The following is a 15,264-nucleotide window of genomic DNA, read 5'->3' on the forward strand; positions in this document are numbered from 1 at the left end:
CTCAGCTTTACAGTAAAAGTATTGGGGGCTGCTTATGAAAAGAATCATGTTGTTCTCTCTATTGCTTGTGTTCGTGATATCTTCCCCTGTGCAAGCATTGTCATGGGCGTATCCTTTTGTTGTTTGGAAGGGCCAGGTTTACGAGGTTAAAGAAACAGAAATGATTGAAGACAGCGAGATCGGTAAAGTCATAGGGAAAGTAAAGACCAAACCAAATGATATGACTGGTAGTTACTATGGAAATGCATCAAATTATTATCCAAAGGGAACAAAATATTATGAGATAAAAGGGACTTCAACCTCAGCCGCAATCGCAGTAAAAGAAGATGGCCAGTGGGTAAAAGCTGTTTATGTTCATGAAGCACCTTTTCATGTAATGAATGTAGTGTTAAACTTCTTTTTCATCTCTGCAATTGTATTAATCGGACTGATAATAGCCGGATTCATAATCCGCAATAAGAAGTCCAAAAATTAACATGCAGTTGAGCAAATCTTTTTAAAAATACCCTAAAATTTTAAAGCGGCGGTCCGGCTGCTTTTTCTTTTGGTCAAAATTTTTTCCTTCGCATGTCAAACAGGTATAATGGAATCATTGAACGCAAATAGGGAGGGAGGCGCGTCCAATGCCGGAACCAACAACACATATCAAACTGAATTATGAATACTTGAAATGTGCGAAGCCAGAGGCTGAAACGGTTTTATTGGTGCATGGAGTCGGTCTCGATCTCTCGGTTTGGGACGATGTGATTCCGCTGTTCCAGAAGGACTTCCATGTGCTCCGCTGTGATATACCAGGCCATGGAAAAAGCGAGTCTGCACAAGGGCTGGATTTTACATGGGAGCTGCTGATCAACAGCATAAAGGCGCTTATGAACAGGCTGGCACTGTCTTCAATCCATTTTATCGGGCATGGAGGCGGCGGGGTGCTGGGGCTAGAGATAGCGAAGAAAGAGAAAGGGCTGCTCCAGACTTTGACCCTGGCTGCAACGCCGATCTACATTCCGAAGGAGTTCACGCAGCAGGAGCTGAATAACCGGATTGAAGTGGTGAGGGATTCTGGCAGGTTTGAACAGCTGACAGCCCGTCTTGCCAAAACAGTAAGCCACCAGCCGCCGGAAAGAAGACTTGCTAAATTGACCGCGATTTATAAAAGTGTCTGCCCTTATGATTATATTGGCTATTTCAAGCTTGTTACCGAAACAATCCTGGACTATTCGATGGAGGAGATTGGACAGCTCGAGGTGCCGATGATGATGCTTCAAGGCGAGTATGACCCCTTGTTCCCGCTTGAGATGCAAGTGATGAATATTCCTTATTTAAAGAATATGCGGTTTTTCATCATTCCGGACAGCGGCCATGTTCTCATGATGGACCAGCCGGTGGTGTTCAGCCAGTTTTTAAAGATGTTCCTTAAAAAACAAACTGGCACTGGCGGCTCAGCTTTTACCTATACAGACGCACTGAAAAAGGAAGTCAGCTCCATCGTCCGCTCTGGCCTGAAAAAGGAAGACTCGCAGCATCAGCTTGAAATCAATGTCATCAACCGCTTTTCGATCAAGATGAACGGCAAAGAAATAGAGGGGAAATGGAATCAGCGGAAGGCCAAAGAGCTGATTGCGTATCTTGCTTACCATCAGTCGGTTACAAGGGAACAGCTTTATGATCTTTACTGGCCGGAGCATCAGCTTGACAAGGCGAGGAATTTATTGCGAGTCTCGCTTAACCATATCAAATCGATGTTCGAAAACCATACAGGTGAACCGATCGAGAACTATGTGGAGATAAACCGGGATTCCATCCACCTGAAGGTCCCTTGCAAGCTCGATCTTCAGGAGCTATACAGCTTTATCGATGAAATCGAGCATACGGGCGATTATGAACTAAAAGCAAAATGGGCAGTCGAGAAGTTTTCCGGGCTGCCAGACCCGCTCTTTCCGTTATTTTACGATGACTGGTTCCTGAAAATCCGGACAACCCTCGAAAGCCGGATAATCCAGATTTGTGAAGAGCTGCTTGATGCCCCTCCTAAGAGAGAAACAGCGGTAGAGCTGCTCAGAATTCTTGTGAAGCTTGATCCGGGAGAAGAATTTTACCAGGAGCAGCTCATATCTTTATTGCATCATACAAATAGACATAAAGAAGCTCGATATTTCAGAAATAAAAGTGATTCGTCATTCTTGTAATGATTCTGTAATGCTTTTGTTGCTATAGTAGTTAGAATGAAATTGCAGCAAAGGAGCATGATTACATGAATGACGAATTGATTTTGCATGATACGGCAGAACAAAGGCAATTCCGATCTGTCCAAAATAAGATCATCAATGATACATACTCGGATCAAGATTTCATTCTGTTGCTTGGTTTGCTCAAACGGCACGCTGACAAAATGGACATGGTCCAGACAAAAAAGCTTTGCGAGCTTGTCCAGTACCTATATACAATCGAACGTGACGAGCGCCTGACCAGCGACTTGCTTGAAATCGTCAACGGAATGTTTTATAAGCATCATTGAAAAAGGAAGCAGCCAACCCTGATATGGAGTTGGCTGCTATTTTATTATGTTTGGATGGCAGATGGGGCTGTTGATCTCCATTCCAGGCGCTTCGCTTTCCTCGGGGCGTGCGGTGAGCCTCCTCGTCGCTTCGCTCCTGTGGGGTCTCACCTGTCCCGCTACATCCTGAACGAGTCTACGCGCCTGGAACGAAGAGCAGCAGGCTTACATACTTTTATATAAATCTTTACTTCTTCATTTAAATAAAAAATCCCGCAGGACAATCGCTGTCTGCGGGATTTTCATTATGCTACTTTAGAAATAACGCTACCAGAACATAACCAAAAACGGATAAAAGCACTGATCCGGCTAAGCCTGCAGAAAGGGCCTTGCCGCCCATTTGCTTGAATGCTTTGAAATCTACACTTAAACCGAGTCCTGCCATCGCCATGCCGATCAGCAGGTAGGCGAAGGTGACAAATGCAGCGGCGATATCGCCGTCAATCCAACCAGTGGTATTGAGGCCGCTGACAGCCAGGAATCCAAGGATGAACCACGGAATCGGCAGGGAAGCCATCGTCATTTTCTGGCCAGCCTTCTGATTTTCTTTTCGAGAAACTGCAAATCCAATCACAATTGCTACTGGAACAAGCAGCGCCACCCTGGTCAATTTTACAATGATGGCAAGATCGGTCGCCTGCTGGCCGGCCGGGTCTGCGGCCGCTACAACATGGGCGATTTCATGCAATGTGCCGCCGGCGAATACGCCGTAATCCAGGGCATTTAAGCCAAGATACGAGAATATAAGTGTGTAGAGGATGGTGAAAATCGTCCCGAGTACCGCGATATTAGCCGCACCGACTGCGGTTTCCTTTTCATTCGCCTTGATGACCGGTGCGATGGCAACGACCGCTGCCGCACCGCAAATCGCTGTACCGCAGGCAGTCAAAATCCCAAGGCGCTTTTCAACCTCGAAAAGCCTGCTCAGTCCGTAGACTACTGCCAGCGCGAACACAAGGTTTGCGAATGCGATTAAAAAGACCGTACCTCCTGCGTGGTAAATATCATAGAGGTTCAGCCGGAAGCCGAGCAAAATGATCCCCAGTCGAAGCAGCTTTTTGCTGGAATAAGAAGCCCCCTCCATCAGGCCGCTGTTAACGCCGCGGCTCGCCCTCCAAATCATCCCAAGCATGATGGCGATGACAAGCTGTCCCATGATTGAGAAAAATGGCAGCCCTGCAATCAATTTTGCGGCAAGAGCTAATGCCAAAGTCAATAAAATGCCTTTCATCACCGGAAGCGTGAATCTTGGCAATAAGTCTTTTGCTTTCATGCCTGCACGTCCTTTAAAACAATCTATCTACCACTTTAACGAATTGAAGGAAAATAGCAAATCCCCTGAGAGTATTCATAATGAATTGTCAATTTTCACAAAACTTCTATATGTAGCATGATCTAAAGGAGTAAATGGTGTTTATAATAAAATAATAAACTAGCAAAGCAGGTGGAAAAATTGGAGAAGAGTATGACCGAAAGAAGATTCATCGCCTACATCGGTTTTGCTGTCCTTCTGTTAATGCTGATCCATCTCTATCATTCCACGCTTTCAGCCTATCTCCAGCCCGAAAACTATACGGCTATCCACACAATCCTTGAATTTTTCAGTATCGCGGTTTCCTTCTCTATTTTTTCATATGGCTGGAAATCGTTCAGTTCCATAAAATCAAGCAGGATCCTGCTGCTTTCTTTTCTCTTTTTCACCGTAGGAATGCTGGATCTTCTGCATACTTTGACGTTCAAGGGTATGCCGTTTTTCATAACGGAGAGCTCCATCGCAAAAGCAACCTGGTTTTGGATTGCCGCGCGGACAACTGAGTCCGTCATGCTGGTGGCTGTCCTTATTCTGCCGGATCGGAAAATGGCCTTGGACCCAAGAAGGATTTTTCTTGTTTTGTGTGCAATTCTCATTAGTGTAATTGCCTTTTTCATATTTAAATTTGAGCAAAGTCTCCCGCTGCTCGTTGTGGAAGGGGAAGGGACGACTTTCCTGAAAAACTTATTCGAATATGGCGTAAGCTTTTTGCATTTTATTTCGATCGTTATCTCGCTCTACTTTTACAACGAAGGTAAAAATGGCCAGCACCTCTATGTAGCGCTTGCCTTGACCTTGCTGTTTTTATCGGAACTGGTTTTTACCATCTATCAAAGTGTGTATGATATCGATAATTTTACCGGCCACCTCTTTAAAGTGATTGGCTACTATTTTATTATGAGGGGATTTTATTTTTCAGGTATTGGAGATGACAGCATCTTTAAGGCTACGCCGGAAAAGCTATGGCGCGAAACAGAAGAGATGATTCAGTCCCATTACGGAATCCTCTTCAGGCTGACGAAGCATGGAGATAACTTCGTCCACCATGTAATTGGCGGAGGCCTGCTTGATGACCTTGGATTTACCAGGAGGGATATTGACGGAAAGACACTTGTTGAGTTCCTCCCGGGCAAAGCGGTGATGATCGAAAAATATTATGATTGTGCCTGGAACAATAATGAAAAAATCGTCTTTGAGGTTGAAATTGGCGGGAATCCGTATGCTATTTCGCTAAGGCCTGTGATGGATAATGGGGATGTAGCCGAAATGGCCGGTGCCGTCATGAGGGTGGTGAAACATTCAAGGCTGGAGCGCTGTTCACGGAATTCCCGGGCAGGCGCATTGTAAAAGAGCAGCTAAGGGATAGCTGCTCTTCTACACACTTATAGATGATTTAAAATAACAGCAGCCATTTTCCCAGTTGTGCTTCCAAGATGATAAGCGAGCAGCCAAAACCAAACAGTAAGGAATATTCCTGACAGTACAGGATATGTATCAATCAAATCCTTGATTTGCTCATTTAAACTCATCATGGCACCCCTAATTTTGTTTTTCTTTTATTATGACATGAAGGATTGGAATAAGGAATTCTTTTTACATAATTTGTTAAAAATAAACAAATTCCCTACACAAATATGGCAAAGGAATTATCCTATAAAAATCGAATAAGCTATAAGTATAAACCCATGTCCCCTTAGGATTGGGTGAGCACCTCAGGAAAGGAGAGCTTTATCTTCTGAATTCATAATATTTAAAAAAGTCTTTTTCACTCTGTCCTTTAGGGAATCGAAGTGTTAAACTGTAGGTATGTTTACAAATTTCAACAATTATCAGGAAAAATGTAAGCATTTACAATTTCTTCGGAAGAGGTGTTAAGTATGCTAGGATTTTTACAAAGAATCGGTAAAGCACTCATGCTGCCGATCGCTGTTTTACCTGCAGCTGCGCTCTTGCTGCGCCTCGGGCAACCGGACTTATTAGATATTCCTTTTATCTCTGCAGCAGGTGACGCGATTTTCGCTAACCTTGCACTATTGTTTGCCATTGGGGTTGCAGTCGGAATTGCCAAGGATGGAAATGGTGCGGCCGGACTTGCCGGTGCGATCGGCTACTTTGTATTGACAAAGGGAGCAGGTGCAGTCAACGAGACCATCAACATGGCGGTCCTTGGCGGGATTTTATCGGGTGTAATCGCAGGTCTGTTATACAACCGTTACCACGATATTAAACTGCCTGACTGGCTGGGTTTCTTCGGTGGAAAACGTTTTGTCCCGATCATTACTTCGCTCGTGATGATTATTTTAGCGGGCATTTTCGGCTATGTATGGCCGCCAATCCAGGCTGGCATCAACAACATCGGTGAATGGATTGTCGGTGCGGGCGCGCTTGGAGTGGGCGTATTCGGCTTCCTGAACCGTCTATTGATTCCAATGGGCCTTCACCATGTACTAAATACGCTTGTATGGTTTGAATTCGGGGAATTCACGAATGCAGCAGGTGAGGTTGTAAAAGGTGACCTGAACCGCTTCTTCGCTGGAGATCCTAAGGCTGGTATCTTTATGAACGGTTTCTTCCCGGTCATGATGTTCGGTCTTCCGGCAGCTGCTTTCGCGATGATTGCCGCTGCTAAAAAAGAACGCAAAAAAGCAGTTACAGGCGCACTTGCCGGTGTTGCCTTCACATCTTTCCTGACTGGTATCACTGAGCCAATCGAATTCCTGTTCATGTTCCTGTCTCCAGTACTTTATGGTATCCATGCTGTATTAACTGGATTGGCGATGTCCATCACCTACGTGCTCGGGATCCATCATGGTTTCGGTTTCTCAGCCGGTGCCATTGACTATGTACTGAACTATGGAATTGCGCAAAAGCCGCTGCTGCTGTTGGGAGTAGGCCTGGTCTACGGAGTCCTGTACTTTGTACTATTCTACTTCCTGATCATCAAGCTTAACCTGAAAACGCCTGGCCGTGAAGACGATGTTGAAGGCGAATACACGGAAAGCAGCGCTTCAAAAGGAAACTATGCAGAGCTTGCAGACGAGTATCTTGCTGCGCTTGGCGGAAAAAGCAATCTGAAGGAGCTGGACAACTGCGTAACGCGCCTTCGTTTAAAAGTTGCTGATATGGATAAAGTAAATGAAGCAGAGCTAAAAAGCCTTGGCGCTAAAGGTGTGCTGAAATTAAATAAAACAGACCTTCAAGTAATCGTTGGTACGGATGTAGAATTCCTGGCTAACGAAATGAAGCGGAAATAAGCATTGGCTCAAGGGACTTGGCGGTTTTTACCGCCAAGTCCTTTTACATAATAGGAGGGATAAACCATGAAGAGGCTATTGGATTGCACAGCATCAGATTTTGAAACTATGACTGGGCAGGATATAAAGAAGGCGATTATAGCATCCGAGGGAAGAACAATTTTATCAGAGGTAATCGGTGCATTTTCACCATTATACCCAGCCGTCACGAATGCAGAAATGGCCGCCGCATTCGGAGCAGACTTAATTCTTTTGAACTTTTTCGACGTCATGAATCCTGGGGTGGAGAGTCTCGTGGAAACTGAACCGGAAAATGTTGTGCGCACCTTGAAAAGACTCGTCGGGCGGCCAATTGGCTTGAACCTTGAACCGGTCGATCTTGAAGCGGACAAGCTCGAGGCACTGCAGCAGCTGCCAGAGGGGCGAATCGCAACAGAGGCATCGTTAAAAAGAGCGAAGGAACTTGGTTTTGACTTTGTCTGCCTGACCGGCAATCCGAAAACAGGAGTGACGAACGCAGAGATTACGAAAGCGATTGAAAAAGCGCGGGCGGCATTTGGGCCAGAAGGCTTGATTATTGCCGGGAAAATGCATGGCGCAGGTGTGGCAGGGGAGACTGGCAGCTCTATGATGACGGAAGAAACGCTGCATGCCTTTGTAGAGGCCGGCGCAGACATCATCCTGATTCCTTCGCCGGGGACAGTTCCCGGTTTTACCGTTGAAAAGACCGCGAAGCTTGTTGACCTGGTCCATCAGAAAGGTGCGCTTGCCATCCTGACAACAGGGACAAGCCAGGAGGGAGCCGATGAAGCGACGGTCAAGCAAATCGCCTTGAACAGCAAGATGGCCGGAGCAGATATGTACCATATCGGTGATGCAGGAGCGAACGGAATAGCGCTGCCAGAAAATATCATGGCATATTCCATCGTTGTCCGCGGCAAACGCCACACGTACGTAAGGATGGCGGCTTCGGTAGTGAGGTAAGGCTGCTTTTCAGTAACTTTTGAAAAGGGGATTGTCACCTCCATAAAACAAGAATTTTTATATAAAAAAGCTTTCTCTAATCCATTTTTTGCAAGTTCGCAGCATGTTGATAACGGGTAAAAGAAGAACAGAATGCTGATACTAAAAGCAGGAGGGATATCAGATGAAAAAAGACAAATATGTCAACATTGATCCTAATGCCAAGCCCGTATCAACTGGCTCAGAAGAGGAACAAATGGAAACGGCAGAGGCTAACATGAAGCTTCAGGACGCTTTTTACGATGAAAATGAAAGCAATGGAGTTGACCCTGCAAACCTGAATAACCAATCTGCCATCCTGACAGATATGGACTAGAAGCCGGCTGATTACAGCCGGCTTCTCTTTGGATGCCAATATTAATGGTGGCGGTCGGTTTTATCGCTTTGGTCCTTGTTGCGCTTATTTCCCTTGCTATTGTCCCCGCTGGTCAGCTCCCCGGAAAACTCGGCCATTTGGTTCCCAAGCTTCGGAGAATTTTGATTCCTGCTGCCTTTATTGGATTTCTTCGTCATCGAAAGCCCTCCTTTTTGGATGTACACCTTAGTTTTCGCAACAACCAGGGGGCGATATGTATGGAAAAACGAAAATTGCTTTGCTACAGGATGGAATGTGGCTGCCTCATCTTGTTTATCCCGCCAAGGAAAACAGCTATTCAGCAGTTTTAACCTTGGATTCCGCAAATTTTTGTCGAAATCCCGCAAACTCCAGCAGGTATTCCGCAACTTTCCCCCTCGATTCCGCAAATTCGTGTCGAAATCCCGCAAACTGGGAAAAAACGCGGATTTTTTCCAGTTAAGATCACTGCAAAAAAGGCAACTGATCCCAGTCAGCCGCCTTTCAATTACAGAATATTGATAATCAAAGAAGATGATGCTTATTTGTTTGTCACCAATCCATTTATTTCGTCTTCGCTTATCAGCTCGACCTGTGCATATTCCTTCATTTCCTTGATCAAATCGCTAGCTTCTTCATACAGCAGGTCGTCGAGGAATTCCTCTGAGTAATACAGGGATTGATCCAGCACAACTTTGACTCGAAGCCGTGTTCCGGATTCTGTATCCTCGTCACCTAATGTCACTGCAGATCGGCTAGTTTCATGCTGACTAACGAATACTTTCTTGTTTTCGCTGCCATTTTTTAAAGCTTCAACAATTTCATCTAAAGTTTCTACCTGTCTCAATTGCATCACCCCTTTAATTATGTATTCCATATTTGCAGGTTTTAAAACCATAGTATGGACAATCTTCATGAAATTTACATAATATTTATAGAATGATCGTAAAAACTGTACCCCTGCCAACTTCACTTGTGAGGGTGATTTTGCCGCCGTGTGCTTCAACGAGCTCTTTTACAATCGCGAGTCCAAGTCCTGATCCGCCCAGAGCTTTCGATCTTGATTTGTCGACCCGGTAAAAACGGTCAAATATCCATGGAAGATCTTCTTCAGGAATTCCCTTGCCTTCATCCTGCACCTGGATATGGATATGTTCATTTTTTCTAAGGACCTGAATCGTTACATTCGTTCCGGCTTCGGAATATTTGCGCGCATTATCAAGCAGGTTGAGGATTATTTGCTCAAAACGAATAGGGTCAGCCTCGATATAGAGTTCCCCAGGGCAAATGAATTTAAGCGAAATTTGGTTTTCAATAAATGATGGCGCAATTTTCTTATGGATAAGCTGCAGGGAATTGCAAAGCTCAAGTCTTTCTTTTTTTATTGTAAAAGAATTTTCATCCATTTTGGCGAGCTCGAATAATCCTTTGACCAGGCTCGAAAGCTTCGTTGCTTCCTCGTGGATGATTTGCAGGTATTTGCTGCGGTCCTCTGATGGAGTGTTTTCTTTCCCGGCAATGTCTGCGTACCCTTTTATATAGGTAAGCGGAGTCCGCAGCTCGTGTGAGATACTCGCCAAAAATTCATTGCGCTGTTTTTTGATATGGTTCAGGTCATCGGCAAGTACCTGTATGGATTCTCCAAGTTCACCTAATTCATCTCTGCCAAGGGTCGGCAGGGTGACAGAGTAATCGCCCTTCCTGATTTTCATGGTAGCTTCATTCATTTTTATGATGGGCTTCGTAATGAACCTCGACAGGAACAGTGTTATGATCGCCATGGAAGTGAGCAGCAGGATGCCGGCAAGCAAGAAATGCCGATTTAATTTGGCAATCAGGCTCTGGACACGCTGGGTGTTTTTGAACATGTAAACAGCCCCGTTATTTTCAAGTGGACTGACTGAGGCAATATATTTCTCATCCTTCCAGTCATCTTCAAGAATCAATCCTGAACGCGGCAATTCCGAAGGGGAGGACTCAATCATTTTTCGCATGCTTTCATCGACCGGTATGGAGGAGGAGACGATCTGGCCAATTTCATCGGTAATCACTGCATGGGTTTCGGTCCGTGATTCCATCGATGTGATGTGGCGGATGGTTTCATCATGATACGATGTTTCGAGGATATCACGGTGATTATTGCCCCTGGTTTGCAGGGAAGCCAGCTCCTCATCAATCCGCGAATGGATGATAGAGGAATGAAGAAAATAGAACGAAATTCCTTCCACCAGTAAAATCGTGATAAAAAATACGGCACCTATTTTTAATGAAATACGATCCATGAATGCCACTCCTAAAAATAATCTTAAGGATATCATACACTGAAATTATCGAGAAACTGAGCAGAAAGAATCATGCAATATGGAATTATTTGGTTTATACATATAAAGGGTGGGTAATTTATCCAGGGATACATATCATTACAAAATTAAGGAGGGGAAACAATGAAGAGAGATTTTTATTTTTCCAGAGTCAGATTATTTTTGCTTTCCGGTCTCTTGGTGCTGCTGATCGTCGGCTTTTCAGCTGCGCTTCTTGTTATGGCGGGGAGTCCGGACGGGAATACGGGGGAATTGATTTTTGTCGGCTTGGTCGATTTATTGCTTCTTTTTTGCCTGTATTTTTTAGCTAAAAACTTCTCCAGGAAGGAAGCGAACGTTACAGTAAGCGATGAAGGCCTGACCATAAGGGGGCCGGGCGGACCTGGCTTTATGCCATGGGAAGAAATTGATGGTGTCCTGCCATATGAAGTACATAATAATTCGTTGCTGGGAATCATCTTAAAGGACGAAGAAAAATATATTGAAACTCTGTCAAAAAACAAACAGCGTTTGGCAAGGCTCAACATCAAAACAGGCTTCCCGGCCTTCAACATCGGCCTCGGCAACCTAAAACATAAAAAAGAACTAGTCGACCTGCTAATCGAAATGAAAATCCCATTCTACCTGCCATCCACAGACAAAGAACCACTCGACCACGAAAACACATCAGCCCAATAACGCATTAACGCGCCGGGGGTCTGACCCCCGGCGCGTTAATGCGTTAAAGCAAGCCATATCCATTACAACAGGTCATTGACCTTATACACTTTTCCGTTTTCGAGGCTGCTGTCCTGCAGCAGTTTAACGAGTGCGCCTGCTACTGTTTCGGCGCTTCGGAGTGCACCGCTTTCTTTGTAATTCCTGAAGGTTTCCACGTCTGCGAATGCTTCCTCGGAAGAAGAGCGGATTGTCGCCTGCATATCAGTATCCATGATTCCCGGACTGAAGGCGATTGCTTTGCTGTTGCTATTGGCACTGCTCAGCTCGAGTCCTGCAGTCGCTGTAAACATATTAAGGGCAGCCTTCGTACTGCAGTATATACTCCAGCCCTGGATCGGCCGTTCTCCGGCACCAGAGGAGACATTTGCAATGATTGTTTCAATCCCTGTTTTCTTTGCCTTCTCGAGAAACAGGTTGCTGATCAGGATGGGGGAAGTCAGATTGACCTGGACATTGGTCATAACCAGCCCGGCATCCAGCTCTCCTGCAATCTCAATTGGCTCAATTACCCCTGCATTGTTCACTACGTAAACAAGCTCGGCATCTCCATAAACAGTCTCTGCAATCTCGGCAAACACCTTCTGCACCTGCTCGGCTGAACCAAGATCGCAGCTGTAATGGCTAAGAGTTGTTCCTGCTTCCTCGGCAGACGATTTTAAATCAGCGTTTTCCTTCCTTGAAACCGTGATGACACGGTAACCTTCTGAAATGAATTGTTGCGCAGCCGCCGCTCCGAGTCCCCTGGAAGCGCCAGTGATGACTGCATATTTCATGTTAACACTCCTATTCTTTTTATACTGGAATGGCTCCGGTACTTACAGAAGTAATATTCCGCAAAAGCCAGTTCTTATTTTCCTCATTTTCTACCTGCTGTGCCGTTTCCTGCGCCAATCTTAGGTAATGGTCCTGTTCTCCGATATCACCATTTACAGCATACGCACGGGCCATTGCTTCATAAGCAAATCCAAGGTCAAATGCGCTCAAATCATGCTTCAGGCAAAGCTCCTTCGACCTTTTTGCATGATGCAGCGCCGGCTCAGCTCTGCCAAGCATCGCATAAACTCTGGAAATCTGCCATTCGCCTCTCGCAAAATTAAGCGGTGTGCCAACGATTCCCCAGTGGTACCGCGAAGCATTCGCCGCATAAATCATCGTATCATTATCGTCCTCTGTACGATCCTGCTTTTCGATTAAATCCCATGTCAGGTTAAATAAATCGATTGCCATCTTTTTGTGTGTCGTATAATCCATATCCAATTCCATCTCTGATGTCTCCTTTACCTTTTGGCTGTTTCGCGGTAAACCGTGCGAAAAATGCCAATGTGTATACTTATATCAATTTGACAATTCGAGGAGATTTCCTGTTAAAACCCTGCTTTTCATTTAAATAAAATAAAAAACAGCATGGCACGAACATCCACACTGTCTGAAAAACTAATTGAGAAGGCTTTTCCATTCATTAATAAAAGCATCAGCAGATGGATTAGGGAATGACAAAACCTCTTCTGTCGGCCCGCTTTGCTTCAGTTCACCATCGATTAAAATCGCCAGTGTGTCTGCCAGGTATTTCAGCTCCATCAGGTCATGGCTGACAAAAACTGTCGTCGTTTTCGTTTGCCCAATAATCGATTTGATATCCTTCAGCAGCTGCACCTTGGTGGGGAAATCAAGGGCAGAAAACGGTTCGTCCAGGAACAGCACTTCTGGCTCCAGTACCATTGCCCGCGCCAGGTTGACGCGCTGGGCTTCACCTCCGGAAAGATGGAAGGCTTGTTTTTTGGCGAGCTGGCTGATTTGGAACTTTTCAAGCCAATATGACACTCTTTTATTGATTTCCGGGCGCGGAAGTTTCCGCAGCTTCAATCCCACAGCAACATTTTGAAAGACTGTCGTATCGAGGAGGAGAGGCTGCTGCATCGCGACAGCGAATTTCCTTCTCATCTCAATTGATAAATCACTTGTAATATTTTTTCCCTTAAAATAAATCGACCCCTGGGCAGGCTGCTCCAGTAGGGACAGTGCCTTTATAAAAGTGCTCTTACCCGCACCATTCGGACCCATGATGCCAAGGACTTCACCCTGCTGAATCTCGAAATGGGGGATGGACAGCAGCACTTTTTTCCCCGCTCGCGCTTCTAAGCTTTTAACTGTGATCAAAGAGGTCATAGGCTCCGCTTCCTTTGCTGTAAGTAGGTTAAGCAAAAAGTGATGATGAATGCCAATGTCATCAGGATGAAGGAGAGGGCCAGTGCGATATCGAAGTTGCCCTTAGAAACCTCCATGACAATCGATGTCGTCAAAATCCTTGTTTCGCCGCTGATGTTGCCGCCGACCATCATCGCTGCCCCAACCTCGGCGATGACCCTGCCGAAGCCGGCAATAATAGCAGCCAGGATGGCGAGCTTAACCTCTTTCATTAAAATCCAGTAAAGCTGAAGCTTCGTTGCCCCCAATGCTTTAACCTGCAGGATCATTTTAGGATTGATTTGCTGGAAAGCCGTACTCGTGAGCGCGGTGACAATCGGCAGGGAAACTAGAATCTGGGCCATGATGATGGCAGTTGGTGTGTATAGCCAGGCGAAGTCACCGAGCGGGCCTGACCTCCAGAGGAAAAGCGTTATCCACAGACCGGCGACAACCGGAGGGAGTCCCATGCCAATATTGACCAGGGCAAGGAGTAACCGTCTTCCTGGAAAACGGGCAAGCCCCAGCAGCATCCCGGCAGGCAGGCCAATCAATGTACTGATCAGCACCGCCGTGATCGATACCCTCAGTGTCAGTAAGGTGATTTTGAATATCTCCGGATCACCGGACAAAATCATCTCTATCGCTTTTTTTAATCCCTCTAGTAAAAGTTCCATCTGCAATCAGCTTTCTTTCAAATTATTATTTTTCAAAAAGGAAGAAGAGCGGCTCTCCGTACTTGTCCACGCCGAATTCCTTGATGATGTTCTTCGTATCTTCTGCAACCATGAACTCTACAAATGCTTTCGCACCTTCTGCATTTACTTTATCATGCTTTTCGTTGTTCACCTGCATGACATGGTAAATATTCAATAGGCTTTCATCACCTTCTACTAAAATAGCAGTGTCAGGCATGTTTTTCTGCTGCGCCAGGAAGGTCGCACGGTCAGTCAATGTGTACCCTTGTTTTTCTGAAGCGATTTTTAAAGTTGCTCCCATTCCTTGGCCTGCTTCAATATAGCTCTCGCCAAGGCTTGTTGGATCAAGGTCTGATTTCTTCCATAATTCCAATTCCTTTTTATGAGTGCCGGAATCGTCCCCGCGTGAGACAAACGCTGCTTTCGCTTCGATTATTTTTGTCAGAGCTTCACTTACTGCCAATCCTTTTACCTTGGCTGGATCTGCGGCTGGGCCGACAAGGATGAAATCGTTGTACATCACTTTCTGGCGGTTGATCGCGTCGCCGCTGTCGACAATCTTCTGTTCCGCTTCAGGAGCGTGCACCAGCAGGATATCCGCTTCGCCGCGTGTACCCATTTCGAGAGCTTGTCCTGTTCCAACTGCAATGGTTTTTACATTATAGTTATTGTTTTTTTCGAATTCAGGGATCAAGACCTCAAGCAGTCCGCTGTCCTGGGTGCTCGTGGTAGTGGCAAGGATCAAGTCTGATGGCTTTTCCGTTTTTGCCGGCTTGGCATTTGCTTCCTTTTCAGTGTCTGAGCAGCCCGTTATAAACGCTAACATTAGTACTAATAGTATTGAGATTAAATGTTTTACCTTCATCT

At 45.5% G+C, this 15,264-nt stretch carries 18 protein-coding genes; 8 read left to right on the forward strand and 10 right to left on the reverse strand.

From position 1 onward, the window contains the following. Window positions 1-34 precede the first annotated feature (34 nt). From AC3EBE_RS11425 to AC3EBE_RS11435, 3 genes are all read left to right on the forward strand, one after another. Window positions 35-475: a hypothetical protein gene (locus AC3EBE_RS11425; RefSeq protein ID WP_488595156.1), complete on the forward strand. Its 441-nt coding sequence runs from the start codon at window positions 35-37 to the stop codon at window positions 473-475. Between the two features lie 148 nt (window positions 476-623). Next, window positions 624-2,183, forward strand: coding sequence for an alpha/beta hydrolase (locus tag AC3EBE_RS11430; RefSeq protein WP_488595157.1), 1,560 nt, complete (start codon window positions 624-626; stop codon window positions 2,181-2,183). Window positions 2,184-2,248: 65 nt separating this feature from the next. Then, window positions 2,249-2,512 carry a hypothetical protein gene (locus tag AC3EBE_RS11435; protein ID WP_488595158.1) on the forward strand — a complete coding sequence of 88 codons (264 nt, stop codon included), beginning with the start codon at window positions 2,249-2,251 and terminating at the stop codon, window positions 2,510-2,512. A 289-nt stretch (window positions 2,513-2,801) separates the two neighbouring features. Here AC3EBE_RS11435 and AC3EBE_RS11440 read toward each other — a convergent pair whose 3' ends face one another. Further along, a complete protein-coding gene (locus AC3EBE_RS11440; RefSeq protein WP_488595159.1) occupies window positions 2,802-3,824 on the reverse strand; it encodes a YeiH family protein in 1,023 nt (340 codons plus the stop codon). A gap of 180 nt (window positions 3,825-4,004) precedes the next feature. Here AC3EBE_RS11440 and AC3EBE_RS11445 point away from each other — a divergent pair, with 180 nt between their 5' ends. Then, the gene (locus tag AC3EBE_RS11445) at window positions 4,005-5,210 is read left to right on the forward strand and encodes a membrane-associated sensor domain-containing protein (protein ID WP_488595160.1); all 1,206 of its coding nucleotides are present in this window, start codon (window positions 4,005-4,007) and stop codon (window positions 5,208-5,210) included. A gap of 35 nt (window positions 5,211-5,245) precedes the next feature. Here the strand turns inward: AC3EBE_RS11445 and AC3EBE_RS11450 are convergent, their stop codons facing one another. After that, window positions 5,246-5,395 (reverse strand): hypothetical protein, encoded by a 150-nt coding sequence (locus AC3EBE_RS11450; RefSeq protein WP_488595161.1) that lies wholly within the window; start codon window positions 5,393-5,395, stop codon window positions 5,246-5,248. A gap of 345 nt (window positions 5,396-5,740) precedes the next feature. Between AC3EBE_RS11450 and nagE the strand changes: the two genes are divergently transcribed. From nagE to AC3EBE_RS11465, 3 genes are all read left to right on the forward strand, one after another. Further along, a complete protein-coding gene (gene nagE, locus AC3EBE_RS11455) occupies window positions 5,741-7,117 on the forward strand; it encodes an N-acetylglucosamine-specific PTS transporter subunit IIBC (protein ID WP_488595162.1) in 1,377 nt (458 codons plus the stop codon). Window positions 7,118-7,183: 66 nt separating this feature from the next. Then, window positions 7,184-8,101: a DUF7916 family protein gene (locus tag AC3EBE_RS11460; RefSeq protein WP_488595163.1), complete on the forward strand. Its 918-nt coding sequence runs from the start codon at window positions 7,184-7,186 to the stop codon at window positions 8,099-8,101. A 163-nt stretch (window positions 8,102-8,264) separates the two neighbouring features. Beyond that, the gene (locus AC3EBE_RS11465; protein WP_488595164.1) at window positions 8,265-8,456 is read left to right on the forward strand and encodes a hypothetical protein; all 192 of its coding nucleotides are present in this window, start codon (window positions 8,265-8,267) and stop codon (window positions 8,454-8,456) included. 41 nt (window positions 8,457-8,497) lie between these two features. Here the strand turns inward: AC3EBE_RS11465 and AC3EBE_RS11470 are convergent, their stop codons facing one another. The 3 genes from AC3EBE_RS11470 to AC3EBE_RS11480 form a co-directional block, all read right to left on the reverse strand. Beyond that, a complete protein-coding gene (locus AC3EBE_RS11470) occupies window positions 8,498-8,653 on the reverse strand; it encodes a hypothetical protein (RefSeq protein ID WP_488595165.1) in 156 nt (51 codons plus the stop codon). Window positions 8,654-9,015: 362 nt separating this feature from the next. Continuing rightward, complete coding sequence (locus AC3EBE_RS11475; protein ID WP_488595166.1) at window positions 9,016-9,321, reverse strand: hypothetical protein; 306 nt, start codon at window positions 9,319-9,321, stop codon at window positions 9,016-9,018. Window positions 9,322-9,406: 85 nt separating this feature from the next. Next, the gene (locus AC3EBE_RS11480) at window positions 9,407-10,756 is read right to left on the reverse strand and encodes a sensor histidine kinase (RefSeq protein WP_488595167.1); all 1,350 of its coding nucleotides are present in this window, start codon (window positions 10,754-10,756) and stop codon (window positions 9,407-9,409) included. A 162-nt stretch (window positions 10,757-10,918) separates the two neighbouring features. On the opposite strand from AC3EBE_RS11480, the gene AC3EBE_RS11485 reads away from it, so the two are divergent. Beyond that, window positions 10,919-11,473 carry an STM3941 family protein gene (locus tag AC3EBE_RS11485; RefSeq protein WP_488595168.1) on the forward strand — a complete coding sequence of 185 codons (555 nt, stop codon included), beginning with the start codon at window positions 10,919-10,921 and terminating at the stop codon, window positions 11,471-11,473. A gap of 62 nt (window positions 11,474-11,535) precedes the next feature. On the opposite strand, the gene AC3EBE_RS11490 is transcribed toward AC3EBE_RS11485, so the two are convergent. From AC3EBE_RS11490 to AC3EBE_RS11510, 5 genes are all read right to left on the reverse strand, one after another. Continuing rightward, a complete protein-coding gene (locus AC3EBE_RS11490) occupies window positions 11,536-12,288 on the reverse strand; it encodes a (S)-benzoin forming benzil reductase (protein ID WP_488595169.1) in 753 nt (250 codons plus the stop codon). Between the two features lie 19 nt (window positions 12,289-12,307). Continuing rightward, the gene (locus AC3EBE_RS11495; RefSeq protein WP_488595170.1) at window positions 12,308-12,778 is read right to left on the reverse strand and encodes a hypothetical protein; all 471 of its coding nucleotides are present in this window, start codon (window positions 12,776-12,778) and stop codon (window positions 12,308-12,310) included. 171 nt (window positions 12,779-12,949) lie between these two features. Continuing rightward, the gene (locus tag AC3EBE_RS11500; protein WP_488595171.1) at window positions 12,950-13,681 is read right to left on the reverse strand and encodes an ABC transporter ATP-binding protein; all 732 of its coding nucleotides are present in this window, start codon (window positions 13,679-13,681) and stop codon (window positions 12,950-12,952) included. After that, entirely contained in the window at window positions 13,678-14,376 is a 699-nt protein-coding gene (locus AC3EBE_RS11505) for an ABC transporter permease (protein WP_488595172.1), read from the reverse strand. Before AC3EBE_RS11505 ends, AC3EBE_RS11500 begins: the two co-directional genes overlap by 4 nt. 25 nt (window positions 14,377-14,401) lie before the next feature. Beyond that, window positions 14,402-15,262, reverse strand: coding sequence for an ABC transporter substrate-binding protein (locus tag AC3EBE_RS11510; protein WP_488595173.1), 861 nt, complete (start codon window positions 15,260-15,262; stop codon window positions 14,402-14,404). Window positions 15,263-15,264: the final 2 nt, after the last annotated feature.

The sequence above is a fragment of the Mesobacillus sp. genome (genome assembly GCF_057785455.1).

Excerpts from the sequence above, each read along its gene's own strand:
- AC3EBE_RS11425 (WP_488595156.1), top strand. The coding sequence starts at position 35 with ATGAAAAGAATCATGTTGTTCTCTCTATTGCTTGTGTTCGTGATATCT.
- AC3EBE_RS11430 (WP_488595157.1), top strand. The coding sequence starts at position 624 with ATGCCGGAACCAACAACACATATCAAACTGAATTATGAATACTTGAAA.
- AC3EBE_RS11435 (WP_488595158.1), top strand. The coding sequence starts at position 2,249 with ATGAATGACGAATTGATTTTGCATGATACGGCAGAACAAAGGCAATTC.
- AC3EBE_RS11440 (WP_488595159.1), bottom strand. The coding sequence starts at position 3,824 with ATGAAAGCAAAAGACTTATTGCCAAGATTCACGCTTCCGGTGATGAAA.
- AC3EBE_RS11450 (WP_488595161.1), bottom strand. The coding sequence starts at position 5,395 with ATGATGAGTTTAAATGAGCAAATCAAGGATTTGATTGATACATATCCT.
- nagE (WP_488595162.1), top strand. The coding sequence starts at position 5,741 with ATGCTAGGATTTTTACAAAGAATCGGTAAAGCACTCATGCTGCCGATC.
- AC3EBE_RS11460 (WP_488595163.1), top strand. The coding sequence starts at position 7,184 with ATGAAGAGGCTATTGGATTGCACAGCATCAGATTTTGAAACTATGACT.
- AC3EBE_RS11465 (WP_488595164.1), top strand. The coding sequence starts at position 8,265 with ATGAAAAAAGACAAATATGTCAACATTGATCCTAATGCCAAGCCCGTA.
- AC3EBE_RS11470 (WP_488595165.1), bottom strand. The coding sequence starts at position 8,653 with ATGACGAAGAAATCCAATAAAGGCAGCAGGAATCAAAATTCTCCGAAG.
- AC3EBE_RS11480 (WP_488595167.1), bottom strand. The coding sequence starts at position 10,756 with ATGGATCGTATTTCATTAAAAATAGGTGCCGTATTTTTTATCACGATT.
- AC3EBE_RS11485 (WP_488595168.1), top strand. The coding sequence starts at position 10,919 with ATGAAGAGAGATTTTTATTTTTCCAGAGTCAGATTATTTTTGCTTTCC.
- AC3EBE_RS11490 (WP_488595169.1), bottom strand. The coding sequence starts at position 12,288 with ATGAAATATGCAGTCATCACTGGCGCTTCCAGGGGACTCGGAGCGGCG.
- AC3EBE_RS11495 (WP_488595170.1), bottom strand. The coding sequence starts at position 12,778 with ATGGAATTGGATATGGATTATACGACACACAAAAAGATGGCAATCGAT.
- AC3EBE_RS11500 (WP_488595171.1), bottom strand. The coding sequence starts at position 13,681 with ATGACCTCTTTGATCACAGTTAAAAGCTTAGAAGCGCGAGCGGGGAAA.
- AC3EBE_RS11505 (WP_488595172.1), bottom strand. The coding sequence starts at position 14,376 with ATGGAACTTTTACTAGAGGGATTAAAAAAAGCGATAGAGATGATTTTG.
- AC3EBE_RS11510 (WP_488595173.1), bottom strand. The coding sequence starts at position 15,262 with ATGAAGGTAAAACATTTAATCTCAATACTATTAGTACTAATGTTAGCG.